The sequence below is a fragment of the Pseudomonas sp. RW3S2 genome, assembly GCF_014268955.1.
Taxonomy (GTDB): Bacteria; Pseudomonadota; Gammaproteobacteria; order Pseudomonadales; family Pseudomonadaceae; genus Aquipseudomonas; species Aquipseudomonas wayambapalatensis.
This window is the reverse complement of the sequence record NZ_JABWRM010000004.1, coordinates 40700-66173: the sequence shown is the minus strand read 5'-3', so window position 1 is coordinate 66173 and position 25474 is coordinate 40700. Positions and strand designations below refer to the sequence as shown.

At 64.2% G+C, this 25474-nt stretch carries 18 protein-coding genes; all 18 read right to left on the bottom strand.

The genetic code is table 11. From position 1 onward, the window contains the following. Positions 1-453, bottom strand: coding sequence for a flagellar export protein FliJ (fliJ, locus tag HU748_RS07250; protein WP_186666423.1), 453 nt, complete (start codon positions 451-453; stop codon positions 1-3). Between the two features lie 6 nt (positions 454-459). Continuing rightward, positions 460-1818, bottom strand: a complete 1359-nt coding sequence (fliI, locus tag HU748_RS07245) for a flagellar protein export ATPase FliI (protein WP_186719851.1) — start codon at positions 1816-1818, stop codon at positions 460-462. Then, positions 1808-2566, bottom strand: a complete 759-nt coding sequence (fliH, locus tag HU748_RS07240; RefSeq protein WP_186719849.1) for a flagellar assembly protein FliH — start codon at positions 2564-2566, stop codon at positions 1808-1810. The genes fliI and fliH overlap by 11 nt, the downstream gene beginning before the upstream one ends. 162 nt (positions 2567-2728) lie before the next feature. Continuing rightward, on the bottom strand, positions 2729-3748 hold the full coding sequence (fliG, locus tag HU748_RS07235) for a flagellar motor switch protein FliG (protein WP_186666427.1): 1020 nt from the start codon (positions 3746-3748) through the stop codon (positions 2729-2731). Further along, the gene (gene fliF, locus HU748_RS07230; protein WP_186666429.1) at positions 3741-5516 is read right to left on the bottom strand and encodes a flagellar basal-body MS-ring/collar protein FliF; all 1776 of its coding nucleotides are present in this window, start codon (positions 5514-5516) and stop codon (positions 3741-3743) included. The genes fliG and fliF overlap by 8 nt, the downstream gene beginning before the upstream one ends. Positions 5517-5530: 14 nt before the next feature. Next, positions 5531-5863, bottom strand: a complete 333-nt coding sequence (gene fliE / locus HU748_RS07225) for a flagellar hook-basal body complex protein FliE (RefSeq protein WP_054891884.1) — start codon at positions 5861-5863, stop codon at positions 5531-5533. 105 nt (positions 5864-5968) lie between these two features. Then, complete coding sequence (locus tag HU748_RS07220; RefSeq protein ID WP_186719847.1) at positions 5969-7342, bottom strand: sigma 54-interacting transcriptional regulator; 1374 nt, start codon at positions 7340-7342, stop codon at positions 5969-5971. Then, positions 7339-8556, bottom strand: coding sequence for an ATP-binding protein (locus HU748_RS07215; protein ID WP_186666434.1), 1218 nt, complete (start codon positions 8554-8556; stop codon positions 7339-7341). Before HU748_RS07215 ends, HU748_RS07220 begins: the two co-directional genes overlap by 4 nt. Positions 8557-8699: 143 nt before the next feature. Continuing rightward, positions 8700-10175: a transcriptional regulator FleQ gene (gene fleQ, locus HU748_RS07210; protein ID WP_186666436.1), complete on the bottom strand. Its 1476-nt coding sequence runs from the start codon at positions 10173-10175 to the stop codon at positions 8700-8702. 168 nt (positions 10176-10343) lie between these two features. Next, positions 10344-10640, bottom strand: a complete 297-nt coding sequence (fliT, locus tag HU748_RS07205) for a flagellar protein FliT (protein WP_186666437.1) — start codon at positions 10638-10640, stop codon at positions 10344-10346. A gap of 15 nt (positions 10641-10655) precedes the next feature. After that, on the bottom strand, positions 10656-11051 hold the full coding sequence (gene fliS / locus HU748_RS07200; protein WP_054891888.1) for a flagellar export chaperone FliS: 396 nt from the start codon (positions 11049-11051) through the stop codon (positions 10656-10658). A 132-nt stretch (positions 11052-11183) separates the two neighbouring features. After that, positions 11184-12590 carry a flagellar filament capping protein FliD gene (gene fliD, locus HU748_RS07195; protein ID WP_186719845.1) on the bottom strand — a complete coding sequence of 469 codons (1407 nt, stop codon included), beginning with the start codon at positions 12588-12590 and terminating at the stop codon, positions 11184-11186. 79 nt (positions 12591-12669) lie between these two features. Further along, positions 12670-13026, bottom strand: a complete 357-nt coding sequence (locus HU748_RS07190; RefSeq protein WP_186666439.1) for a flagellar protein FlaG — start codon at positions 13024-13026, stop codon at positions 12670-12672. 72 nt (positions 13027-13098) lie between these two features. After that, positions 13099-13959 carry a flagellin domain-containing protein gene (locus tag HU748_RS07185; RefSeq protein ID WP_186666440.1) on the bottom strand — a complete coding sequence of 287 codons (861 nt, stop codon included), beginning with the start codon at positions 13957-13959 and terminating at the stop codon, positions 13099-13101. Between the two features lie 280 nt (positions 13960-14239). Further along, positions 14240-15175 carry a ketoacyl-ACP synthase III gene (locus tag HU748_RS07180; RefSeq protein ID WP_186666441.1) on the bottom strand — a complete coding sequence of 312 codons (936 nt, stop codon included), beginning with the start codon at positions 15173-15175 and terminating at the stop codon, positions 14240-14242. Between the two features lie 220 nt (positions 15176-15395). Next, entirely contained in the window at positions 15396-18932 is a 3537-nt protein-coding gene (locus HU748_RS07175) for a glycosyltransferase (protein WP_186719843.1), read from the bottom strand. A 123-nt stretch (positions 18933-19055) separates the two neighbouring features. Next, complete coding sequence (locus HU748_RS07170) at positions 19056-21776, bottom strand: glycosyl transferase (protein WP_186719841.1); 2721 nt, start codon at positions 21774-21776, stop codon at positions 19056-19058. Positions 21777-21832: 56 nt separating this feature from the next. After that, the gene (locus HU748_RS07165; protein WP_186719839.1) at positions 21833-25408 is read right to left on the bottom strand and encodes a glycosyltransferase; all 3576 of its coding nucleotides are present in this window, start codon (positions 25406-25408) and stop codon (positions 21833-21835) included. Positions 25409-25474 lie beyond the last annotated feature (66 nt).

Genomic DNA, 25474 nt, shown 5'->3' with positions numbered 1-25474 from the left:
CTAGAAATGATTCTGCCGCGGCAACCGCTGCGATAGCTCGTCGAGCAACTTCTGCTCGCGCTTGTCTTCTGCCCGACGAGCCTCGTCCAGGTATCGCTGCACCAGCTTGCGCAGGCCCTCGACCCGGGCATAGGCCTGTTGCCAGGCATCACGGGCGTTCTTGAGGTTGTTCTGGTGCCAGGTCAGGCTCTGACGCTGCTGGGTCATGGCCGTTTCCAACTGCCCCAGAAAGCGCTGGTAGTTGACCAACCAGCTGCCGCCAACGCCCTGGCTGCCGCGGTTGATCCACTGCAACTGGTAGTCCTCGCGAAAACGCTCAAGCTCGGCGAGCTTGGCCTGGGCCTGGGCCACCAATTGCTGGAAATGGCCCATGCGCTGGACGGCCTTGCGCTCGGCCTCCTCGGCCATCTCCACCACCGGCGACAGGCGCGCGGCACGACTGGGCAGGGCCATGGCCTATCAGCCGCCCGCCGGCGGGGCGAACACCGCGCCCAACTGCTCGCCGCTCTCGGCCATGCCGACACTCTCGCCCAGCCCTTGGCGCAAGAACGCCACCAGCTTGGACTGCAAGGCAATGGCCAGGTCGGTTTCCGGATCGCCACCGGCCACGTAGGCACCGACGCTGATCAGGTCGCGACTCTGCGACAAACGCGACCACAACTGCTTGAATTTCTGCGCCTGGCGCAGATGGTCGGCATCCACCACCTGCGGCATCACCCGGCTGATCGAGGCCTCGATGTCGATCGCCGGATAATGCCCTTCCTCGGCCAGACGCCGGGACAGCACGAAGTGACCGTCCAGCACGCCACGCGCCGAGTCGGCGATCGGATCCTGCTGGTCATCACCCTCGGAAAGCACGGTATAGAACGCGGTGATCGAACCCCCGCCGGCCTCGCCATTGCCCGCGCGTTCGACCAGCTTGGGCAACTTGGCGAACACCGACGGCGGGTAGCCACGGGTGGCGGGCGGCTCGCCGATGGCCAGGGCGATTTCCCGCTGCGCCTGGGCAAAACGGGTCAGCGAATCCATCAACAGCAGGACATTCTTGCCCTTGTCGCGGAAATACTCGGCGATGCGCGTGCAATACATGGCTGCGCGCAGGCGCATCAGCGGCGCATCGTCGGCCGGTGAGGCGACCACCACCGAACGCTTGAGCCCTTCTTCGCCGAGGATGTGCTCGATGAACTCCTTCACCTCGCGGCCCCGCTCGCCGATCAGCCCGACGACGATGATGTCGGCCTTGGTGAAGCGGGTCATCATGCCCAGCAGCACCGACTTACCGACACCGGTACCGGCGAACAGGCCCAGGCGCTGGCCGCGACCGACGGTCAACAGGCCGTTGATGCTGCGGATGCCCACGTCGAGCGGCTGACTGATCGGATCGCGGTTGAGCGGGTTGATCACCGGACCATCCAGCGGCACCCAGTCCTCGGCCTTCATCCCGCCCTTGCCATCGAGGGCACGGCCAGCGCCATCGAGCACCCGCCCAAGCATGCTCATGCCCATCGGCAGGCGGCCGCTGTCATCCAGCGGCACCACCCGCGCCCCCGGGGCGATACCGGCGATACTGCCGACCGGCATGAGGAAGACCTTGCTGCCGGCAAAGCCCATCACCTCGGCCTCGACCTGCACCGGGTGGTAGCTGTCGTCGTTGATCACCATGCAGCGGCTGCCTACCGCCCCGCGCAAGCCTTCGGCTTCGAGGGTAAGGCCGACCATACGCAGCAGGCGCCCCTCGACCACCGGCTGCTCGGGCAGGCTCACCGCCTCGGCATAACCACTCAAGCGCTTGGCGAAACTGGTGCGATCAAGGCGCATCGGGCGCATCCAGCTCAATGGACAGATCCGGTGCCGCCGGATGCAGGGATTGATCGTGGGACTGCTCGAACAGTTGCGCCACGGCCTTCTCCATGCGGGTTTCCATGGTGGCATCGATGCGGCTGTGGGCCGTCTCGATGCGGCAACCACCCGGCAGCAAGGACTCGTCTTCGAGCAGCTTCCAGCTCTCCTCGTGACGCTCGCGCAAGGCCTTGGCCAGCTCGAAGTCCTGGGGATTGAGGTGGATGCGAATATTGTCGGCGCCCATTGGCAGCAACTTGAGGGCCTCACGCAGCACATGGGTGATCTGCCCGGAGTCGCTGCGCAGCTCGCGGCCGATCACCTGACGGGCGACATGGACGACCAGGTGCACGAGGGACTTCTCGATCTGGGTGTCCTGCTCGGCAATGGGCTCGAGCAGGTTCGCCATCAGTTGCTCCAGGCCTGCCAGCTTGGCCGTCAGTGCCTCCTCGGCTTCCTGGCGCACCTTGAGCTGCGTGCTGTGGAAACCCTCGCGCTCGCCAGTGGCGAAGCCTTCGTTGTAGGCCTCCTGACGGATCGCCTCGAGCTCTTCGAGGGTCAACGGCTGGACTTCCTCCAGCGGCACTTCCTCGACTTCCTCGACCACCTCGGGTTCAGGCTCAGGCTCGAACTCGGGTTGCGGATCGAAGCTGGGCAGTGCCCACACATCGACACCCTCGAGGTCGCGGGCGCGGATCAGGTCGCTGGGATGTTCTTTGGTGGACATGCTGTCATGTTCTCGAAACCATGTTCGGCCAACGCGATCCCCGTGGGAGCGGGCTTGCCCGCGAATGCGTCAGCAGGGGCAACGCGTTGCCTGGCCTGGCGCCTTCGCGGGCAAGCCCGCTCCCACAGGGTCAGCGCCAGTCAGCACGGTGCGCGAAATCGCTTAGATCATTTCCTCGGCACCCTTGCCACCGAGCACGATCTCGCCGGCCTCGGCCATGCGTCGAGCGATGGTGAGGATTTCCTTCTGCGCCGCCTCCACATCGCTGACCCGCACCGGCCCCTTGGCCTCCAGGTCGTCGCGCAGCAGTTCCGAAGCACGCTTGGACATGTTCTTGAAGATCTTGTCCTTGACCTTCTCGTCCGCGCCCTTGAGCGACACCACCAGCACGTCCGAGGACACCTCGCGCAGCAGCGCCTGGATACCACGGTCATCGACGTCGGCCAGGTTGTTGAAGACGAACATCAGGTCTTCGATCTGCTCCGACAGGTCGCTGTCGATATCGCGGATCGCATCCATCAGCTGGCCTTCCACGGAACTGTCGAGGAAGTTCATGATGTCGGCAGCGCGCTTGATGCCACCCAGGGTGGTGCGCGCGGCATTGGAGTTGCCCGAGAACTGTTTCTCGAGGATCTGGTTCAGTTCCTTGAGTGCCGCCGGTTGCACGGTGTTCAACGACGAAACGCGCAGGACGATGTCCAGGCGCACCTTGTGGTCAAAATTGCTCAACACTTCACCGGCCTGGTCGGGATCGAGGTAGGCGACCACGATGGCCTGGATCTGCGGGTGCTCATAGCGGATGACATCGGCCACGGCACGCGGCTCCATCCACTTCAGGCTGTCCAGGCCGCTGGTGTTGCCGCCGAGCAGGATGCGGTCGATCAGGCCGTTGGCCTTGTCCTCGCCGAGCGCCTGGTTGAGCATCTTGCGGATATAGCCGTCGGAGCCGACGCCCAGGCTGGTCTGGTCGCCGACGATCTCGACGAACTCGCTCATGACCTGCTCGACCTGCTCGCGGTGCACATTGCCCATCTGCGCCATGGCGACGCCGACCCGCTGCACTTCCTTGGGCCCCATGTGGCGCAGGACCTGGGCTGCATCGGTCTCGCCCAGAGACAGCAGGAGAATCGCCGCCTTGTCGACGCGGCTCAGCTTGGCGGTAACGGCTCGGTTGTCACTCATCGGCGTTGATCCACTCTTTCACGACCTGGGCGACACGGCCCGGGTCTTCGGCCACCAGGCCCTTGATTGCGTTCAGTTGCGCCTCGTAGCCTTCGCTCGGGCTTGGCAACAGGATACTGCTCGGGCCGCCGAGGCTGACGCGGTCGTTGCCGAGCTCGCCGTCCAGGCCGATCATGCCGCCCAGTTCCATGTCGCTGTCGGTGGCCGCACTCTTGCCGCCACCGGTGATGTTGTTGAGCACAGGGCGCAGCACGCCGAACACCAGCACCAGGATGAACACCACGCCCAGCACTTGCTTGATGATGTCCCAGAACCACGGCTGCGAGTAGAACGGAATGTCGGCGAGCACTTCACCGCGGTCGGCGGAGAACGGCACGTTCATCACGGTCACGCTGTCGCCACGGCTGGCGTCGAAGCCGACCGCATCCTGCACCAGGCGAGTGAAGCGCGACAGGTCCTCGGCGCCCCAGGGCGCGCGAGTGGTCTCGCCATTGGCATCGACCTTGACCTGGTCGTCCACCACCACGGCCACCGACAGGCGGGTCAGGCGACCTTGCTGCTGGCGGGTATGGCTGATGGAGCGGTCCAGCTCGAAGTTCTTGGTGCTCTGCTGACGCTTGTCGGACGGATATGGCGCGAGCATCGGCTGGCCGGTGGCAGGGTCCATGATCTGCTGGCCGTTGGCATCGACCAGCGGCTGGCCCGGCGCAATGGCACCGGCTGGCGTACCACCGCCAGCGGCGTTTTCCGGGGCGGCGGCACCCGCCGGCGGCTGATTGCTCAGCGCACCGGGCACACCCTGCGGGCCCTGGCTGCTGGCACGCTGCTCATTCACCGACTGCTCGCTGCGCAGGGCAGGTTGATCGGGGTTGAACTGTTCAGAGGTGGACTCGACTGCGTTGAAGTCGACGTCGGCGGACACCTCGGCCTTGTAGCGGTCGTTGCCCAGCACAGGCTGCAGGATATTGTGCACACGCTGGGTGAGCAGGCCTTCCATACGCCGGGTGTAATCGAACTGCTTGCCGGCCACGGTCAGCGAGGTGTCTTGCAACTGGTCGGAGAGCAGGTTGCCCTTCTGGTCGACCACGGTGACTTGCGACTTGTCCAGCTCCGGCACGCTGGTGGCAACCAGGTTGACGATCGCCATCACCTGACCGGCTTCCAGGTTGCGCCCCGGGAACATCTCGACCAGTACCGAAGCGCTCGGGCGGCGCTCGTCACGCACGAATACCGAGCTTTTCGGAATGGCCAGGTGCACCCGTGCAGCCTTGATGTTGTTCAGGCTGGAGATGGTCCGCGCCAATTCGCCTTCCAGGCCGCGACGGTAACGGGTCGCCTCCATGAACTGGCTGGTGCCCAGGCCCTGGTCCTTGTCGAGGATCTCGAACCCGATGTTGCCGTCGCTCGGCGCCACGCCGGCGGCGGCCAGTTTCATGCGGGCACGGGAGAGGTCATCGGCCTTGACCAGCAGTGCACCGGAATTCGGCTCGACGGTGTAGGGAATATCAGCGGCGGCCAGGGTTTCCATGACCTGCTTGGTGTCCATGCCGGCCAGGCTGCCATACAGCGGACGGTAATCCGGCTGCTGCGACCAGAGCACCACGGCAAAGCCGATAGCCACGCTGGCGGCCAGCCCGACCAGCAGGCCGACCTGACGCAGCATGGGCATCTGCGAGATGTTTTCCAGGAACGCCATGCCGAACAGCGGCGGCTTGGCCACGGGCGGGCCACTCTTGGCGGGGGCGTTATCGACGACTGCTTCGGCCATGACTCAATACGTCCTCAAACCGGCATCTGCATGATGTCCTGGTACGCCTGGACCAGCTTGTTGCGCACCTGGGTCAGGGCCTGGAACGACACACTGGCCTTCTGCGAGGCGATCATCACATCGGTGAGGTCGACGCCGCTCTTGCCGATCTCGAAGGCGTTGGCCAACTGGCTGGATGCCTGCTGGGTATCGCTGACCTTGTTGATGGCCTGGCCGAGCATGTCGGCGAAGCTGCTCTGGCCCGGGGCGAGCTCAGGCGCAGCGGCGACCTTGGGCAGCGACATGGCATCGGCCTGCATCGCGCGCATGTCCAACATCAGACGATTGAATTCAACACCTTGGCTCATGACCTTCTCTCTCCGGCGGCCGCATTTTTTTGACACTGATGCAGCGGGTAAAACGGTTAAAGCAACAAAGGTGCCAGCCTTCGCAAAGTCACTCCGCAGAGGCGCTCACCCGTACAGGCTGGCCTCGACATCCATCCCCGCATCGCGCATCTGCGCCAGCTTGTAGCGCAGCGTGCGCGGGCTGATGCCCAGACGCTCGGCGGCCTCCTTGCGACGCCCACGTTCGGCGCGCAAGGTATCGATGATCATCTGGAACTCATGACGACGCATATCGTCGCCCAGGCCACTGGACTCCGAGGACGATTCGAGCGATGATGGCTCAGTGATATCATCGCTCACTGGCGACAAGGGAATGGCGCCCGCCAGACAGAAATCCGCCGCCTCGATCACCCCACCTTGCTGCAGGATCAGCGCTCGCTGCAGCGCGTTGTCCAGCTCGCGCACGTTGCCAGGCCATGCGTGCGCTTGCAGGCATGCCCGCGCCTCGGCCGACAGACGAACCGGCGCATGCTTCATCTTGCCGACATGCTTGGCCAGTAGGCGCTCGGCCAGCGGCAGGATATCTGCGCTGCGCTCGCGCAGTGGGGGCCAGGCCAGCGGGAAGACCGAAAGACGGTAGTACAGGTCTTCGCGGAAGCGCCCCGCCGCCACCTCGCCCGCCAGGTCACGGTTGGTGGTGGCCAGCACGCGGATGTCCAGGGTGATCGGCTTGCGCCCGCCGACCCGCTCGACTTCCCGCTCCTGCAGCACGCGCAACAGCTTGGCCTGCAGGCCAAGTGGCATTTCGGAAATTTCGTCGAGCAACAGGGTGCCGCCTTCGGCCTGCTCGAACTTGCCCGCTTGGGCCGCGACAGCACCGGTGAACGCGCCTTTTTCGTGACCGAACAGTGTGGCTTCGAGCATGTTGTCCGGAATCGCCGCACAGTTGATCGCCACGAACGGCTGCGCTGCACGCCCCGACTGCTGGTGAATGTAGCGCGCCAGCACTTCCTTGCCGGTACCCGACTCGCCCGAGATCAGCACCGTGGAGTCACTGCGGGCAACACGGGCGGCCAGTTCGAGCAACTGCCTGCTGGCCGGCTCGCTAGCCACCGGCCCTTCTTCCTCGGCATCCAGGCGACCCGCCGCATGCCGCTCGACCAGGCTCAGCAGTGCCTTGGGCTCGAACGGCTTGACCAGATAGTCGGCAGCCCCTTGGCGCATCGCCTCCACGGCACGCTCGACCGCAGCATGAGCGGTCATCAGTAGCACCGGAAGTTGGGGATGATGGCGACGCAACCTGGCCAGCAACTGATGGCCGTCCATGCCCGGCATGTTCACATCGCTGACCACCAGGCCGTAGGCGTCCTCGGCCACGGCATCCAGCGCTTCCTCGGCGCTGCCCACGGCGCGGTAGTCGAAGCCGCCGATCTCCAGGGTATCGCCCAGCGCCTGACGCAGGACACGGTCATCCTCGACCAGCAACACCTTGACCATCACAACACCTCCGTCGATTGCCCGCCGATCAGCGGCAGCACCACCCGCACGCAGGTGCCGCGGCCGACCTTCGAACGCAACTCCAGGCTACCCTGATGCGCCTTGACCACCGCCTTGACCACCGCCAGGCCCAGGCCGGTGCCGGTGGCCTTGGTGGTCAGAAACGGCTCCCCCAGACGCGCCAGCAGTTGCGCGTCGATTCCGCTGCCAGCGTCACTGACGCACAGGTGCAGGCTCAGCCCGCGCCGGAACAGGTGAACCTTCAGGCGCGCAGGCTCAGGGCTTGCCTGCAGCGCGTTTTCGATCAGGTTGAGCAAGGCGCCGACCAAGGTGTCGCGATTGCACAGCAACTCGCCCAGGTGCGTGTCACACTGCCAGCGCACCGCATGCCCCTGCACATGCGACTGCGCAGCCTGCTGCAGCACCTGGAACAACGCCTTGGGGGTCAGCCGATCACTCAGCGGCAGCTCGCCGCGGGCGAACACCAGCATGTCGCGCACCTGATGCTCGAGCTCGTGCAAGCGCTCCTTGAGGCTGCCGGCAAAGCGCTGCCGGGTTGCCAGCGCCAGCTCCCCCTCATCGTCTGCCAGGTGGCTGGCATAGAGCAGCGCCGCCGACAGCGGCGTACGAATCTGGTGGGCCAGCGACGCGACCATGCGCCCCAACGACGACAGACGCTCGTGACGCGCCAGTTGCCCCTGCAGGCGACGGGTTTCAGTCAGGTCGTTGAGCAACACCAACTGGCCGGGCTCGGCATCCAGCGAACGGGTGGCAATGGACAGGCGTCGACCGTCACGCAGCGACACCTCATGGCCGTCATCTTCTCGCGGCGCGAAACTGCGGGCGATGACCTGGCGCCACAGCTCACCGACCAACGGCGCACCGAGCAACTCACAGGCGGCAGGGTTGGCTTCGCGCACATGGCCCTGGCCATCGATGACGATCACCCCGCCAGGCAGCAAATCCAGCAAATGCTGCAAACGGTTGGCCAGACGTTCCTTTTCACCAAGCTCGGCCATACGCTGCGCGCTGACCACTTCCAACTCGCCCTTGAGCTCGCTTACGCGCGCCTCGAGCATGTTGTACGACTCGCTGAGCTGGGAGGAAACCTGGTTGAACAGGGCGAACGCCTGCTCGAGCCCTTGTCGACTTTCCTGTTCGACCGGGGTGCGTCCCTGCTGCTCAGGGGCTCGGGAGATGTGGGCGGCCTGGGGCATCGTGCTCTCTCGCATGGCTGACCGTCATAAAAACGGTACTTTGCCTGCGGTGTAGCAATAGCCGTGCCGGGGATGGGGTTTCTGAACGAACGCCGGCCCCTTGCAGGCGCGACACGAGGTTGCACCTGCAAGGGGCCGGGCCTTCAGTCTTCGGCCTGGTCTTCGCCGCCCTGGCGGCTCATGCCGTACTTGCGCATCTTCTCCACAAGCGTGGTTCGACGGATGCGCAGGCGTTCGGCGGCACGAGCAACGATACCGTTGGCATCGTCCAGGGCTTGCTGGATCAGCCCCTGCTCAAGGCTGCCGAGGTAGTCCTTCAGGTCCAGGCCTTCCGGCGGCAGCATGGCGTGGCTGGAGAAGTTCGGCGCATGACCGTTGATCGCCACGCGCTCTTCGAGATCGCTGCGCAGGCTGTCGACCAACTGCTCGTCTTCGTCATCGACGTAGCGGAATTTCTTCGGCAGCTCGGCAACACCGATCACCCCGTACGGGTGCATGATCGCCATGCGCTCGACCAGGTTGGCCAGCTCACGGACGTTGCCCGGCCAGCCATGCCGGCACAGCGACATGATCGAGGCCGAGTTGAAACGGATAGAGCCGCGCTTCTCGTGCTCCATGCGCGAGATCAGCTCGTTCATCAGCAGCGGGATGTCCTCGACACGCTCGCGCAGCGGTGCCATTTCGATAGGGAAGACGTTCAGGCGATAGTACAGGTCTTCGCGGAAGGTCCCCTCCTCGATCATGCTCTCGAGGTTCTTGTGGGTCGCCGCGATAATGCGCACATCGATGCTCTGGGTCTTGTTGCTGCCAACCCGCTCGAAAGTGCGCTCCTGCAGTACACGCAACAGCTTGACCTGCATCGGCAACGGCATGTCGCCGATCTCGTCGAGGAACAGGGTGCCGCCGTTGGCCAGCTCGAAACGCCCCGCACGGCTGGTGATCGCCCCGGTGAAGGCGCCCTTCTCATGCCCGAACAGCTCGCTTTCGAGCAACTCGGCCGGAATCGCCCCGCAATTGACCGGCACGAACGGCGCTTCACGGCGCTTGGAGTGGTAGTGCAGGTTGCGCGCCACCACTTCCTTGCCCGTGCCGGACTCACCGAGGATCAGCACGCTGGCATCGGTGTCGGCCACCTGCTGCATCATCTGCCGCACATGCTGGATCGCACGACTGGTTCCAACCAGGCTGCGGAAAAGGTTGGGTTCGCGCTGACGACCGCGCTCGCGGGCCTGGTCGTACATTTCACGATAGACCTGGGCGCGGTGCAGCGAGTCGAGCAACTGGCTGTAGCTCGGCGGCATCTCCAGGTTGGACAGCACGCGCCGGCGCAAGTCTTCAGGGAACTCGGCGGAAGAAATTTCGCCCAGAAGCAGAACCGGAAGGAACTCATCCCACGCAGCCACTGTCTTAAGCAGGCCCAGGACACTTGCCGGAGCATTTACCGCCCCGATCAGCACACACAGGACTTCCCTGCTCGAAGACAACGCCTCTACCGACTGCTGCCAGTCCGCACTGGAGCAGGAAAGGTTCTCTTCGCCGAGAAAATTCAGGACCACCGCCAGATCGCGGCGGCGTTCGCTGTCGTCATCGATCAGGAGGATCTTGGTTTCACGCCACATTCAATACTAACTTCCCTAGTCATATCGGCGCCCGAGGGCGTGCTCGACATCATTCCGACTGAATGGTCAGTGTTCGGACGTCTGAAATTTCGAAAACAGCCACTAGTTAAGTCAAAAAACAGCACACAGTCAAATTTATGGCGCGCAGCTTCTTGCATTGCCCAGCGATCAGCTGAACAGATGGTATACCTTTGTCGCGTTTTTTGCCTGACGGATCTGCGCCATCTCGTCGACTATTGATTGACGTTCACCACTTGCAACTTCAATCAATTGGCGATAGACCGTCAGCAATTCATCCAGGCTGCTCCTGACCTGCGCATCGTTTTCCCGCGCTTCGGCCAGGATATCCTCGACGCACACGCGACATGCCAGGTCGAGCTTGCCCACCGCATCCCAGTCGCGTTCAGCGAACGCTGCCAGCAAGGCATCGCGGGTCTCTTCGATACGTGCAATCACTTCGCTCATGTGCGCCTCCTGAAATTACTCTGCCGGCACCTGTTCGCCGATGGCGTCCCAGCCTTCCTTGACCGTGATCAGCAGGCGCGCCACTTCGTCGATGATCGCCGGGTCGCTGTGGACGTTGGCTTCGATCAGGCGACGGCTCATGTACTGGTACAGGTTGTCGAGGTCGGTCAGGCTGTCGGCGTGATTCTCCAGATCCAGCCCTTCGCGCAGGCCACCAATGATGTCGATGGCCTTGCCGATCAGAATGCCCTTCTGGGCGACGTCCTTGCGCGCGATGGCGCCCTTGGCCTGGGCCATCCGGTCAAGACCGCCCTGCATCAGCATCTGCACCAGACGGTGCGGACTGGCTTCGGAAGTCTGTGCAGCACCGTTGACTTTCTGGTACTGCCGAAGGGCCAACATCGGGTTCATGGAACTACCTCATTGCAGCGAAAAGGTTGCGTATACCTGCTGTATCGCCAGCTCGTCAAAAAACTTTAGCCATGAAACACAAAGCCCGGGACACCTGCAAGGTGTCACCGGGCTTTTGTCGCCGCTTAGCGATCAGCCTTTCTTGGCCTGGGCATTCATCGCATCGAAGATCGAGACGATCTGCTCGCCCTGCTTCTTCATCAGGCCCAGGACGGTGTCGAGCGCTGCGTACTTCTTGGTCAGCGAGGTGGTCAGCAGCTCGGTACGGCGGTCCAGCGCAGCCTGCTGATCCTGCAGGTTCTTGGTCACCTTGTCGAGCGCCGTCTTGCGCGAATCCAGCGAACCGCCGGTCTTGACGTAGGGATCGAGGGCCTTGGTCATCCGGTCGAAAACGCCACCGTCGGCAGTGAACAGCCCCTGAATCTCCGAGCCAAGCTTCTTGTCGTTCAGTGCAGCGGTGAACTTGGTGCTGTTGAACTCAAGCGTGCCGTCTTTCTGGGTGTTGATACCCAGCTGGCTGAGGGTATTGAGCTGGGTGCCCGAACCGGCTTCGGCGATCACCTTGCCGATGTCGCTCAACAACGAGCGCGTGGTCGGATCGTTGGTCAACGGGCCCAGGCTGGTCACGTTACCGGAAGAGTCCTTGGTCGGTGTCGTCAGGGCGGTAACAGCCTTGCGCAGGGTGTTGTAAGCATCGACAAACGACTGAACCGATTTTTTCAGGCCATCGTTATCGAGCGTCACACTCACCTTGACCCCGGTCGTGGCAGTGGGCGAAGTGGTGCCGGTAAGCTCGAGGCTCAGGCCACTGACCGCGTTGTCGACGACGTTCTTGGAGCTGGTCAGTTTCAAACCGTCGACGGAGAACTCGGCATCCTGTGCCAGGGCGTCGATAAAGCCGCCCCCCGTACCCACCATCTTCTGCGTGCCATCGATGGTGAGCTCAGGGATACCGCCGACGGAAATGTCACTGCCCTTGCCGGTCGTGGTAGAGCCGAATACCAGCCGCGAACCGCCCGCCTCGTTGACGACGTTGGCGGTGATACCTTCCTTGCCCAGCTCCTTATTGATCTGGTCGCGCACGCTTTGCAGCGTGGAACCGGCAGCAACATTGACCTTGTAGGTCTTGCCGTTCTGGCTGATGGTCAGCTCACCCTCGCTAATCGCAGAGCTTCCCCCCCCGGCGAACTGCTGGCTGGCGACCTTGGAGCCAGTGGCCAGTTGGCTTACACGGATATCGTAGGTACCGGCAACTGCACTGTTGGTGGTCTTGATCTTGACCACGCTTTCGTTGGCGGAAGTACCGGCAAAGGCGTTGAAGGAAGGCGCATCCTTGTCGTTGAGCTTCTTCATGGCATCCTGGAACGCCGTCAGGGCGCTGCGCAGGGAACCAATGCCCGAGAGGATCGCCGAGTTATTGCTCGACTGCCGAGCAATCTGGTTGGACTTGGCGGAAGTATCTGCCTTCACCAATGCATCGACGATCTTGCTGATCTCGAGGCCGTAGCCCACGCCTGTGCTAGGAGTAATTGTCGCCATGTCCTGCCCCTCTCTTCAACGCGCCCGCCCTGCTCCTGCAAGGCCGGCATGATTCGTGTCGCGTAGTGCTCGCCGCCGGTCAGACCTTGGCGTTGAACAGTACACTTTTGACATCGCGCAGGCTTTCGGCGATCCGCAGGGCCTCCTCGGAGGGAATCTGACGGATCAGCTCGCCGGTTTCGCTGGCGATGACCTTGACGACAATCTTGCCGGATTCTTCATCCGTGGAAAACTCAAGATTACGTCGGGTTTCTTTCAGGAATTGCTCGATCTGCGACACGGCGTTCTTGACGTTGTCGGTGTCGTGCACCTTGACTGCGCCCTGCTTGTCGCCCTCAGCGGATGTTTCCAACGGCCGCGAGACCGGCTTGTCGGTAACCTGCTCGGCCGAGCGTGCGGCCGGATAAGACAGGTTCAGCTTGACGCTCATGTCCATGTCCACCACCTCGTAATGAAAAGGCGGGGGAGCGCCGCAAGTGCACTCCCCCGCCAGCAGCTATCAGGCAGATTAGCCCAGCAGCTTCAGAACTGCCGACGGCAGCTGGTTGGCCTGGGCCAGAACCGAGGTCGAAGCTTGCTGCAGGGTCTGCTGCTTGGTCAGCTGGGCAGTTTCGGCAGCGAAGTCGGTGTCCTGTACACGGCCACGAGCAGCTTCGGCGTTCTCGTTGATGTTCTGCAGGTTGTTGATGGTGCTGGTCAGACGGTTCTGGGCGGCACCCAGGTCAGCACGGTTGGTGTTGATTGCCTGCAGGGCCTCGTCGATGGCGCTGATGGCGGCGGTGAAGGTGGCTTCGGCGGCGGTGCTGTTGGCACCGGTGATGCTCTTGCCAGCCAGGGCGGTCAGCGCAGCGCCAGTACCGGTGGTTTTCATCGCGGCACTGAGAGTCACGGTGATCTGGTTGGCGGTGCCGGTGTTGGAGCCGACCTGGAAGGTCATGACGCCAGCAGTACCGTCCAGCAGGTTCTTGCCGTTCAGCTGGGTGGAGTCGGCGATACGGTCGATTTCCGACAGCATCGACTGGAACTCTTTGTCCAGCGCGTCACGGTCTTGCTCGCTGTTGGAGTCGTTTCGGGACTGGACGGCCAGTTCACGCATACGCTGCAGGATGTTGGTCTGCTCTTGCATCGCGCCTTCAGCGGTCTGGGCGATGGAGATACCGTCGTTGGCGTTCTTGATAGCCATGGTCTGACCGCGGATCTGCGAGGTCATGCGGGTAGCGATCTGCAGGCCGGCGGCGTCGTCTTTGGCGCTGTTGATTTTCAGGCCGGACGACAGACGGGTCATCGAGGTGCTCAGAGCGTCGGAAGCACGGCTCAGGTTTTTCTGAACGCCCAGAGAGGTGGTGTTGGTGTTAACGGTCAAAGCCATGACGAATTCCTCGTTGGATTGGGTACTGCGGCTTCCGGCCCTGGCGTTTGCCGGGTGTGTGGCCTAGAGAACCTTCGTAATGGTTATCGTCGTCGTGGCGGTTTGCTTTAGGGGGTTTTGCGAATTTTTTTAGTGGCACGCTGCCACCCCAATGAAATCAAGGGTTTGACGCCAGAAATACAGCGTCCGGCGGCGTGCGCAGAACGGCTGATAGACAGCAGAAATGCAAAAGCGCCGAACGGTCACCCGTTCGGCGCTTTTGCAGATACCGCGACAACGCTCAATCAGTGCGTTCGATGATCGCCGAGCCCCACGACAGGCCGACGCCAAAACCACTGAGGGCAACGCGCTTGTGGGTCGAACCCAGCACATGCTTCTCCAGCAGCAACGGAATGCTGGAAGAAACGGTGTTGCCGGTCTCGACCATGTCCTTGACGAACTTGCCCTTGTGCTCGCCCTCATCGAAGCGCGCCGACACCGCATCGACGATAGCTGCGCTGCCTTGATGCAGGCAATACAGGTCGATGTCGTCAGCCTTCAGCTGGCTGGCTTCGAGCAACTGGTTCAGGTGCGCTGGCACCTTGACCAGGGCGAAGTTGTAGACCTGACGACCGTTCATGAAGAACTTGCCATCGGTGGTGCGCAGGTGCTCAGCCCCGCCACCGTCACTGCCAAACAGCGACTTGCCCAGTTGCCAGGCGGCGTTCTCGCCCATCCAGGTCGCGGTGGCGGCATCGCCGAACAGCATGGTGGTGTTGCGGTCTTCTGGGTCGACGATCTTCGAATACGGATCGGCGGTGATCAGCAGGCCATTCTTCAAGCCCGCAGCTTCCATGAAGCCTTTCATCGCGTACAGGCCGTAGACATAGCCCGAGCACCCCAGCGAAACGTCGAACGCCGCGACATGGGTCGAAAGCCCCAGCTTGTGCTGGACGATCGCTGCGGTGTGCGGCAGCCCCTCGGCGTCGCCATTCTGGGTGACGACGATCACTGCATCGATGCTGGCAGGGTCGAGCGAAGGATTGGCGGCGAACAGATTGCGTGCAGCCTCGACGCACAGGTCGGAGGTTTCCTGCTCGCTGTCCTTGCGCGGCAAGAAGGTGGAACCGATCTTGCCGAAGATGAAATCCTGGTCCTTGCCGAATTTTGCGCCCTGGGCGTAGTTGTCTACCCCTTGAGTCGGCAGGTAACTGGCGATGCTTTTAATGCCAATCATGTGGCTTCCCGTTCAATAACAGCGAAGTAGCCCACGGCGTACGCAACGACGAAACGCCAGGAAACACGGGACGCCCCTGTTCCTGACCACGTTTATGGCTGCGCTACGGCGGCTCCTAGTTCGGACAATATACAGTGAAGATGCGCGAAGTGACTCTCAAGTCACGCGTTTTTTGTCGAATGGACACGACAGCGTCACATCCTCACTGCAGACCACCCCTTCAATCGGGTAACCAGGCCCGGCACCAGCTCTCCAGCCGCGCACCTTCGAGCAGCCACTGCCCACGCACAGCCGCCTGCAGCGCATCGCCCAGTGCCGCCGAAGCGTCACGGTCCGACAGGTGCAGACGGATCGCCTGCAGCCATTCGTCGGGCTGGTTACCCGCGCGCGACAGCGGCAAGGCATCGCCTGCGGCAAAGCCCGGCACTCGGCTGCAGATCACCGGATGAGCACAGGCCGCGTGCTGCAACACGCGCAGGTCACCGGAACAGGCGTTTTCCAGGGAATCGGCCATGGGCACCAGCGCCAGATCGAGGTTCAACGCCGCCAGGGCCTCGCCCAGATGCCCAGGCTCGACCGCTGGGTGCGACTCGCTGACGAACGGCCTCAAGCTACCGGCACACTCACCCAGCACCACCCACTCGACTTCACCCGACAAGGCCGGTACTACCTGCTCGAGCAACTCGTCGTCCTTGCCGGCGATCCAGCCAAGACGTGGCAAGGCCCCTGCCTGCCGCTCGCCCTTAAGGCGGCCCCAGCCGACCGGCAAGGCGTTCTCCAGCACCCGGATATCCTGGTGCAGCCCCTGCAGCCACTCGGCCAACGCAGGCGTCGGCACCAGCACGCGGTCAGCCTGCATCAACGCGGCCTGCAGGCGTTGCAGCAGATCCTCGCCGGACTCGAACTGCGCAGGTTCGGGATAACCGTCAAGCGTCACTACCTTCAGCGCTTGGGAGAATGCACTCAGCCGCCGCAAGGCCAGCAGCCCTGCATCATCCAACGGTCGCTGCAGGATCACGCTGGTCGGGGCAAAACGCTCCAGCTCCACCGGCGACAGCAGCCCCACGGTTGCCGCGCCGTCGAGCAACGCGTTTTCGCACAGCGCCCCCAACGGATGGACCAGACGCGACAATGCCCGGTCATCCTGCTCGGCAATGCAAGCCAATACCCGCGGCACCTTGCCCAGCAAGGGTCGCCAGCTCAGGTCATTGCTTTGCAGCATGAAGCCTTGCCCGTCACGCAGCGAGAAATTGCCGTTGTAGGCCGGGTCGTGCGCCAGACGCGGCAACCAGCGCGCATACAACGCATCGTGCTGCTCTTCGCTGGCCAGCACATCGCGTGGCGCATCCAGCAGCAGGCGCGCATGCGGCGTCCAGACATTCAGATAGCCCGCCTGGTGCAGCTTCAGGCACAGGTCGACATCGGCCCAGGGCGCCAGCAACTCGCTGGCATCGAAGCCGCCGGCCTCGAGGAACAGCGCGCGCCGCAGCATCAGGCACTCGCCACCGACCGCAGCGAAGTTCTGCTCCAGCGCCAGGCGCGCCATGTAGCCTGTCGACTGCGCAGGCAGACCGGCGAACGCCGCGCCCACCGAACCGTCGATCCCCAGCAGCAGGCCAGCCTGGCGTACCGTGCCGTCACCGGCCAGCAACTTGCCGCCGACTGCACCGACTTCAGGGCGCTGGGCGTGATTGAGCAGCGCCGGCAACCAGTGGCCATCGAGTACCGCGGCGCGGCCGTCGAGCCAGAGCAGATAATCACCCCGCGCCTCCTGCGCAGCCGCGTTGCACAACGCAGCCCATGGCTGGCCAGGCATATAGCGCAGCACCTGGAAACGCCCCTCACCGATCTGCCCGACCATGTCCAGCCATTCGAGCAACGCAGGGTCTTCGCTGCCCGCCTCGATCAGCAACACCTCGAACTGCTCATGGGCGGTGTGCGTCAACAGGGTTTCCAGGCAGCGCTGGAAATCGACCAGTTGCCCGCGCAACGGCACCATGATGCTGACCGAAGCGACATGCGCATGACCGTAGTCGATGCGATAACCGCCCGGCACGTCATCAAGGGCAAAGACCTGCGCCTGCTCATAGCCGCGCAGGCGCAGATGATGCGCGATGACCGCCTGCTCGTCGGCACAGGCCGCCAGCGGCCCACCCTTGCCGATCAATAGCGGCTCGGCGACATGCATGACACTGCCCAGCCCGCGTTCGAGCAGCAAGCCCAACTGAAGGCCGAGCTCGAAGGCTCGCCCGCAGTCGCCGGCGAACCCTGCTGCCAGCGCCTCGCGCCGATAGACCCAGTGTCGCGACAGGCTGCCCGGCAGTGCCAGCAGCAGGTCCAGGTTAAGGTCCGGGCGCAGCGCCAGCTCGACATCCCCTCCCTCGCGGCGCAGGCCTTCGTCGGCGTACACCGCCAGGCATTCCTCGGGCGCATCGAGCAAACGCACCGCCAGCGCCAGCAACCCGCTGGCGACGAAAGTCTCGCCAGCCTCGACCAGCAAGTACCAGTCACTTGCGCAATCGCTCAGCAGCGCATTGATCGTCGCCACCGGCTCACGTGGGTCGCACGCCTGCCATTGCACACCGACGCGCTGCGGGTCGCACTCGCCCAGCACATGCACCTGCACCTGCACCTGTCGATACAGGCCACGGTCAACACTCTCCAGGGTCCGCAACAGCGCCTGACGGTCGCCGTGATCGCGCACCAGCACGGCAAGCTTCGGCGCCTGCGGCCCGGACAGCTCCTGCTGCAGACGTTGCACTTGCTTGGGCAATGGATAGCGCTGACGCAACCAGTCGAGCATGCCGTGCCGGTTGCCCGAGGCTTCAGCCACGGCTGCGTCCTGGGTCTTGGCGATGAAGGTGTCCAGTTGCTGCCAGAACGATGCGGTGCGCTGCACATAGCGCTGCAGACCATCGCCAACGGTAGCCCGGGCCTGTTCGAGGGCGCGGGGCTGGTCGGCCATGGCAAAGCCGACGCAACCGAAGAAGCTGTTGTCGAGCACCTGCTGGTCAACGCCATGTCCCGGCATGAACAGCACAGGGCAACCACACAGCACTGCGATCACACAGGTCATCGACCATTCGTAGGTGTACAGCACCTCGGCATGGCGCAACACTTCGGCCAAGTCCGCCAGGCTCAGGGCATTGGCCACGCTGAGCAGGCGAATGCCGGCAGGCAACTGGTCGTAGTCGATCTGCTCCAGCGGGTGACGGTTCTGGTAGAGGCAGGCACCTTCGCGCACGCAATCGGCAGCGCCCGCAGCGAACAGCTCGATGTCGATGGTGGGCAGGCACAGCAGGTCGACGTTGACATCGCCACGGGCCTCGGCAAGGCGCTCGGCGTAGTAGAAGATCAGGTCGGTCGCCGCCGCGTTCATGCTCTTGCCGCTGATGAAACTCTCGAAGTTGAGCATGTAGCGCGCCACCACCGGACACTCCAGCGGGTTGCCGCTGACCACTTCGGGATAGACCGCGATCGGCACCTTGCCCTCGGCCAGGTGGCGACGGGCGATGGCCGGGTCGAACAACGGCGTCTTGAGATCGGGATTGACCACGTCGGTGCCGTAGATGTACGCCTCGCGCCCGTTGAGGTTGAGCATGTGGCAGAGGTAGTGCATCGAAACGATACCGGACGAGGTATCACGGTAGGCAGGTGCCAGCAGGTAGTAGGGATGCCCCGGCTTGGTGAACATCAGGCGCAGGCGCGTCAGCGCCTGTTCGAGCGAAAGAGCATCCAGCTGCGCAGCGGTCGACATTGGGGGGCGAACTCCAGGATCAGGGCAGGCCACTAACCATCGCGGTGGCAGCCTGTCAATAATTTGCCAGCGGGCATGAAAAAGCCGGGCTTAACCCGGCTTTTTTTGCAATTAGCGCGCCAGTCATCCCAGCTGTGCTAGCCACTGCGGTGCACCCGCGGCGCCCTGGGCGTCGAGTCGCGCACGCCCCTGGAACGCGCCAGGCCATTGCTCGGCCAGCGCCTGCACAGCCTGCCCGGCGGGCACCACCAGTTCGTTGCCCATCAGCCTGGCACGCGGCGTCCACACCACCATCAGGCCGTTGCTGCGTACCGCCAGGCACAGGGCCAGGTCTGCCGCACCTGTTGCCGGCAGGCCACCGCACTGCTCGAAGGTTTCGCGGCTGATCATCAGGCAGTCGCCGGACACCGCCGGGCAGTCGCGTACCGACAGCGGCCAGCGCGCCGCAGCGCTGCGTGCCGCCGAGGTGCCGGCCCAGGGTGCATTGACCTGTCCGCCGTCGAGCAGCTCGTAGCCTGCATGCAGCAGGATTTCGCCACGACCCCACAAGCTGGCCCCGACAATCCCCACCTCGGGGCGCTGGGCCTCGTTGAGCAGCGATTCGATCCAGGCCGGCGTAATCACATGGCAGCGCTCGGAGAGCAGCACCAGGTAATCGCCGCGCGCCTGCCCGGCGGCCAGCGCCAGCAGTTGCTCGCGCGAGGCATGGGCCTCACCGGCAATCAGCCGCACGCGCGTGCCGAAGGCCTGGGCAATCGCCGCCTGTCCTGCGCTGTCGTGCCCCGGCAAGGCCACCACCACTTCGAAGCGCGGGTAACGGGTGCGCTGGAAGATCCCGGTCAGCGATACCTGCAACTGTGCGGTATCGCCCTCGCCTGCCAGCAGGATGCTGACCAGCGGCGTGGCGGTATGACGGAAATCGACGGTCAGGCCTGCGCTGCCTTGGTCACTGATCTGGGCGCGGTAGCCCAGTTCGGTCAGGTGACGGTTGAGGACCTTGGCCGCTTCGTCTGTCAGAGCCTGCTCGGGCTGCTGGCCGATGACCAGGTAGTCATCCATGTGCGCCAGGCAGCCAACACCCTGCTGCTGGACCAGGCGCAGCAACAGGTCGTATTCCTGCGCATGACGGTAGGACTCGCTGTAGCCACCCAGATCGAGCACGGCCTGGCGACGTACCAGCCAGTGCCGCGACATCAGCCCCGGCTGGCTACGCAGCAGGTCCAGGTCGCTGCCCGGACGGATCACGTCGAGCAGGCGGCCATCGCTGTCACGCTGCACTTCGTCAGCAGCGATTGCCTGGCACCCCGGCGCCTGGGTCAACTCCACCGCCAGACGCAGCAGGCCACCGGCCAGCAGCACGTCGCCGGCATCGAGCAGCAGCAGCCACTCGCTGGAAAGCTGTTTCACCACCTGGTTCAGGTGGGTCGCCCAGTTGCCGTCGTTGACCTGGATGAAGTGCAGGGTGTCGCGCGCAGTGGTAATCGCCGGAGGCTTGCCGCCCTTGAGCACCACCAGCTTGAAGTTGCGCAGGCCGCTGGCCAGCAGGCTGTCGAAGGTGGCCTGCAGTGCCTGGTCGTCATTCTCCAGGTCCAGCACCACGAAGGCGATCTGCGCAGCCGGGTGGCGCGCCAGGTAGGCCTGCGCGCGGGCGCGGTCGGCCTCGGCCGGGGTCGCGGCGGCAATCGCGGCCAGCAACTTGCCGGACGGCGTCGTCTCGAGCAATGCGCGGGCATCGGGTGCCGGAACGCTGCCCAGGCGGATCAGCCAGTCCTGCATTTCGCGAACATGGTGGACGTCCTTGGCACCGGCCAACAGCGGCATCAGGCGCTGGCATACGTCCCGGTTGAACAGGCCCAGGCCCAGCGCGTGCAGGTAGCGCTGCTGCAGGCTGTCGTTGGTGTCGTTCGGATGTACTTGCAGCAAGTCGTGCTGGCGCACCCAGGCGCCTTCGAGCGCATGCAGGTGACGCTCGCCGGTCGGCCAGGCATGGCAGAGGAACTCGATTTCGCTCAGGCGCTGGAACAGCTTGCCGTTGTAGTACGGCAGCTCGACATACTGGCGCGGCTCGAAGGTCTGCTCAGGGTCGTCAATCACGCTGGCCCAGTCGGAGCTGAACAGCAGCGGCGTCTCGCCCTGATCGTAGCTGCTGCGCACGAAGCGGTTGAGCACCACGAAACCTTCTTCGCCGGCACACACACCCGCCGCCTCATCCCACTGGCGCAGGCTGCGTACGGTCTGGGTCAGGCGCTCCTCGCGGGCGGCTGCGCCCAGGTCGTTGTCCAGCAGTTCGCAGACCACATCGGTCTGCTCGAGGCTGCCGATCTCGCCTTGCAGCAGGATCGCGTAGCCCAGCGCCACACGCCAGCCCGCGGCATCCAGCTCTTGCGGCAGGCCTGCCAACGCGGTCTGCAGGGTAGCCACACGCAGTACGGCACGCCAGGCCTGCTGGCCGCTGTGGCCATAACGACGCAGGCGCGCCAGAGCGTCTTCTGCGGCCTGGGGCGCGACGAATGCACCGAGCTTGTGGTAGCTCAGCTTGCAGTTGCCCGCCGCATAGGCCAGGGCATGCCCCTGCACCCCCTTCACCTGCGGCTGTGCAAGCAGATGGGCGGCAGCCTTGCCCAGCGCATCGGCGAGCACGAAGTCGGCATCCAGCGCCAGGCAGACGAAAGGCGTGTTCACCTGCTCGAGCAGTGCACCGAGTTGGCCTGCCGGCTCCAGCGCCAGGCATGGAACGCCCTGGCTGGCGTAGTAGTGGAGTGCGCGGGCGCGGTGATCCGCCTGGTCATGCCCAAGCAGGACAACGGTCACTTCAGTGTGCGAGCCAGTTGCGGTATCGATCATAAGGCACCTGTTCAAGAGTTCGGTTCTGCGCAGGGCCTGCGCCCTGCGCCTGGATTTCAGTCAGCCAGCCAGGCGTTGGCCCAGTGCTGCAGATGGTGTTCGGTAAGGACATAGTCGCTCAGTACCGCCTCGCGCAACGCATCGCCCTGGCGGTAGCTGGCGGCCGGGTCGTCGAGGTGCATGCGAATCGCTTCCAGCCACTGCGCCGTGGTGTTGTCGGCCACCCGGGTGCACGGCAGGTAGCCGGCATAGGCCTTGGTGTCGGTGCAGATGACCGGGAAGCCGCAGGCGCCATACTCGAGTAGCCGCAGGTTGCTCTTGCAGTCGTTGAACAGGTTCTGCTCCAACGGTGCCAGGGCCAGATCAAGGTTGAGGCTGGCCAGCTTGCGCGGGTAGTCACCGAACGAAATGGCCGGGTGAAACTCCTTCACGTAAGGCAGCAGCATCTCGGGGCACATGCCGAAGAACACCCAGTCGACTTCGTCGGCCAGTGTGCGCACCACCTCCAGCAGCAACTCCAGGTCGCCTCGGTGACTGGTGCCGCCCGCCCAGCCTACACGTGGCCGCGCGCTGGTCTGACGCTCACTGCGAAGGCCCGTCCACAAGGAGGCGGCGAGCATGTTGGGGACCACGCGGATGTCGCTGTGCATGCTCGACAGGGCATCGGCCAGCGGTTCGGTAGAGACCACCACGCGATCGCACAAGCCGATGGCTTCGCTGACCAGCTCGCGCATGTTGCGCGGCAGGTTGCGAGCGTGATCGTTCTTCTTCGGCGGATCGATGATGTAGTCGTCCAGCTCGTAGATGCGCCGGGTGTTGGAGAAGCGCTTGAAGCGGGCGATATCGCGCAGGCTGGCCGGGGTGTAGCGGCACTGCAGGATCACCACATCAGGTTTTTCCCGCTCCAGCTCGATCAGGCTCGGTGCGCTGTAGTCGATGCGCCCCTGGATCCAGCCGGCCTTTTCCAGCTCGGCGAACGGTTGCGATACACGGTAGTGACCGATGGCCGAGGTGCTGCTGGGCAGCCCCATCACCGACGGCATGGCGCGTGCGATGAACGGATCCCAGCCACCGCGCAGGCCCGGCTCAAAGTTGAAGTTCGGCAGCTTCAGGCTGAGGTTGCGATTGTAGGCGGGATCGAAAGCAACCCATGCCAGCCAGCGCTCATACAGCCGCTCCTGATCGGCCAGCAGGCTTTGCGGTGCGGGCTGTTCCTGAGCGAGCACCGGCACCTGGGCGACCCGCGAGAACGGCGTCCACACCGACAGGTAGCCTGCTTCGCGCGCCCGCAGGCAGAAATCGGCATCGAACAGCGACACCTCGAATGCCGCAGTATCCAGCCCACCCAGCTCGGCGAACAGCGCGGCGCGCACCAGCAGGCAGTCAAGGCTCAGCGCGCTCCAGTTCTGTACCAGGCTCAGGCGGTTCATGTAGCCGTCGGCATTCACCGCGCAGCTCAGGAACGGCGTGCCGGCAGTGCCATTCATGCCCATCACCAGGCCGGCCGAGAGCACCGAGCCATTGTTGTCGAACAGCTTGGGGCCAACCAGGCCGACTTCCGGGCGCTGCCCCAGTTGCATCAATTCCTGCAGCCATCGGCCGTCGAACAGCACACAGGCAGCATCGAGCAGCAGCAGGTAGTCGCCACGCGCCTGACGGCTGGCTTCGTTGAAGCTCTGCGCCCGCCCGGTGGCATCCGCCTGGCACACGCGTAACTGGTCACTGCCCAGCCCCTGCAGGCCGCCCAGCCAATCGCGCACCTCGGAGGATGTCTCGCCGCTGGCCACCAGCAGTACTTCGAAATCGGCGTAGGCGGTATGGGCGAACAGCGATTCGACGCAGCGCATCAGCACCGCCAGCTCGCCTGCGGCGTGGATGAGGATCGAGACACTGGCGGCTTGCGGGTGCAGGTAGGTGACTCGCGTCATCATGCTGCCTTCGATACCCGTGACCTGCGCCTGTACGCCCAGACGCTCGAAGTGCGCTTGCAGCACGCGAGGGGCCTGCACATGCGCCTGCGCATCGTTGAGCCAGTCGGCATAGCGGTGGTGACACTGCACCAGCACTTCGGCGATATGCTCGACAACCTGCAGGCCGTGGACCTCGACCATGCGCCAGAGCAGGTCGTGGGGGGCGAGCGTGGCGAAGCTGGCGTCGAAGCCGCCCAGTTCGCGCAGCGCCTTGGCATCGAAGGCGAGCAGCCGACCGACATAGGGCAGGCTGCGCATCAGATCGAGGTTGAAGTCGGGTTTGAAGATCGGACACGACGGCGCCAGGTTGTCGTTGGCGCCTTCGTCGATGTACAGGCACAGGCTATCGCCGCGAAGGGCCACGCGCTCGGCCATGATCACCAGCGCATGAGGGTGCGCGCGATCACCGGCGCGCAGCAGCAACAGCCAGTCGATGTCCTGCGCGGTGGCCAGCCACTGGCCAAGCTCGACAAAGTGATCACCCTGGCTGTGCAGGTGACGGGCCTCGCCCTGTACCTGGGCAGCCAGCGCCGCCGGGCCCAGCACCAAGGTATGGCGGGCTGGATAGGACTGCCCCTGCAGGCTCTGCAAGGTGGTGCGCAAGACCTTCTCATCGCCCGCCTCGGCCAGCACCGCCACCGCGATACGCGGCTGGCGCGGCCACTGCTCGATGCGCTTGGGCAGCAGGCTGACCTGGCCCGCCGACAATTGGCGCGACTCCAACCATTCGGCATACAGCTCGTCGAAGCTGATGCTGTCGGTACCGATCTGCTGGCCGAGGTTGGCCATCTGCCCGGAGTAGAAACGGCGCAGGTCCATTTCCTCCCAGACCTGATCGGCTGCCCCGGTGTATTCGGCCAGCGGCAGCGTACGCACCCAACCATCGGCCGGCGCTGGCTCGCCGGTGGACTCGGCGAGCATCTGCAGCAGCCATTCGGATTCAGTCTTGGCAGCTTCGACCATGCTGCCCTGGTGGCTCAGGCGTCCGGCATGCACGCGCTCGAGGCTCAGCACCTGATCCAGGCTGCACAGGTGGCCACGGCGCAGCAGGCAGGCGTACAAGGCCAGGTCCAGGCGTGCGGCAAAGCCCTGCCCTTCCCCGACCAGCGCCGGCAGGTAGGCCTGCACCTCGTCACGGCGCAGCAGCGCATGGCTGATCCCACCGAACAGATTGGGCACGCCGTCGGCGACGCTTTCGAGCAGGTCGGTGCCATTGATCACGGCACTGTTCAGGGAAATGACGAAGTTCAGCGAACGCGCCGGCAGCAGCACATCGTCGGCAGCGCACAGCAGGCGCTGGCAGATGACCATGCTGACCTGGGAGTGATCGCTGAGTACTCTGGCCTGCTGGCTGATGCAGGTGCCGAACAGCACGTCGTCGTCGCAGAGAAACTTGATCAGCTCGCCCGAAGACTGCTCCAGGCAACGCTGCAGGTTGCGGGCAAACCCCAGGCGCTCGGGGTTGCGCACATGACGCAAGGGCACTGCGCAACCGGCACGCAGCTCGTCGCAGATCGCTGCGATCTGGTCACCGCGACTGTCGTCGCAGACCACGATCTCCAGGTTCGGGTAATCCTGGCCGATGGCGCTGGCCAGCGTGGCGCGAAAGAACTCGGGATTGAACGCGGGGATGGCGATGCTGACGAGGGGATGTGCGTTCACTAGGACTCACTCAAGCGATTGAACCGCGGGACCGGCTGCCACCCAGTCCGGCGCTGACCGGCGGGT

What these genes read in the sequence shown, in the direction of transcription:
- HU748_RS07170 (WP_186719841.1), bottom strand. Translation starts at nt 21,776, where the DNA reads ATGATCGATACCGCAACTGGCTCGCACACTGAAGTGACCGTTGTCCTG.
- fleQ (WP_186666436.1), bottom strand. Translation starts at nt 10,175, where the DNA reads ATGTGGCGTGAAACCAAGATCCTCCTGATCGATGACGACAGCGAACGC.
- fliT (WP_186666437.1), bottom strand. Translation starts at nt 10,640, where the DNA reads ATGAGCGAAGTGATTGCACGTATCGAAGAGACCCGCGATGCCTTGCTG.
- HU748_RS07215 (WP_186666434.1), bottom strand. Translation starts at nt 8,556, where the DNA reads ATGCCCCAGGCCGCCCACATCTCCCGAGCCCCTGAGCAGCAGGGACGC.
- HU748_RS07175 (WP_186719843.1), bottom strand. Translation starts at nt 18,932, where the DNA reads ATGTCGACCGCTGCGCAGCTGGATGCTCTTTCGCTCGAACAGGCGCTG.
- fliD (WP_186719845.1), bottom strand. Translation starts at nt 12,590, where the DNA reads ATGGCGACAATTACTCCTAGCACAGGCGTGGGCTACGGCCTCGAGATC.
- fliE (WP_054891884.1), bottom strand. Translation starts at nt 5,863, where the DNA reads ATGAGCCAAGGTGTTGAATTCAATCGTCTGATGTTGGACATGCGCGCG.
- fliG (WP_186666427.1), bottom strand. Translation starts at nt 3,748, where the DNA reads ATGAGTGACAACCGAGCCGTTACCGCCAAGCTGAGCCGCGTCGACAAG.
- fliI (WP_186719851.1), bottom strand. Translation starts at nt 1,818, where the DNA reads ATGCGCCTTGATCGCACCAGTTTCGCCAAGCGCTTGAGTGGTTATGCC.
- HU748_RS07185 (WP_186666440.1), bottom strand. Translation starts at nt 13,959, where the DNA reads ATGGCTTTGACCGTTAACACCAACACCACCTCTCTGGGCGTTCAGAAA.
- fliJ (WP_186666423.1), bottom strand. Translation starts at nt 453, where the DNA reads ATGGCCCTGCCCAGTCGTGCCGCGCGCCTGTCGCCGGTGGTGGAGATG.
- fliS (WP_054891888.1), bottom strand. Translation starts at nt 11,051, where the DNA reads ATGAACCCGATGTTGGCCCTTCGGCAGTACCAGAAAGTCAACGGTGCT.
- HU748_RS07190 (WP_186666439.1), bottom strand. Translation starts at nt 13,026, where the DNA reads ATGGACATGAGCGTCAAGCTGAACCTGTCTTATCCGGCCGCACGCTCG.
- fliF (WP_186666429.1), bottom strand. Translation starts at nt 5,516, where the DNA reads ATGGCCGAAGCAGTCGTCGATAACGCCCCCGCCAAGAGTGGCCCGCCC.
- HU748_RS07180 (WP_186666441.1), bottom strand. Translation starts at nt 15,175, where the DNA reads ATGATTGGCATTAAAAGCATCGCCAGTTACCTGCCGACTCAAGGGGTA.
- fliH (WP_186719849.1), bottom strand. Translation starts at nt 2,566, where the DNA reads ATGTCCACCAAAGAACATCCCAGCGACCTGATCCGCGCCCGCGACCTC.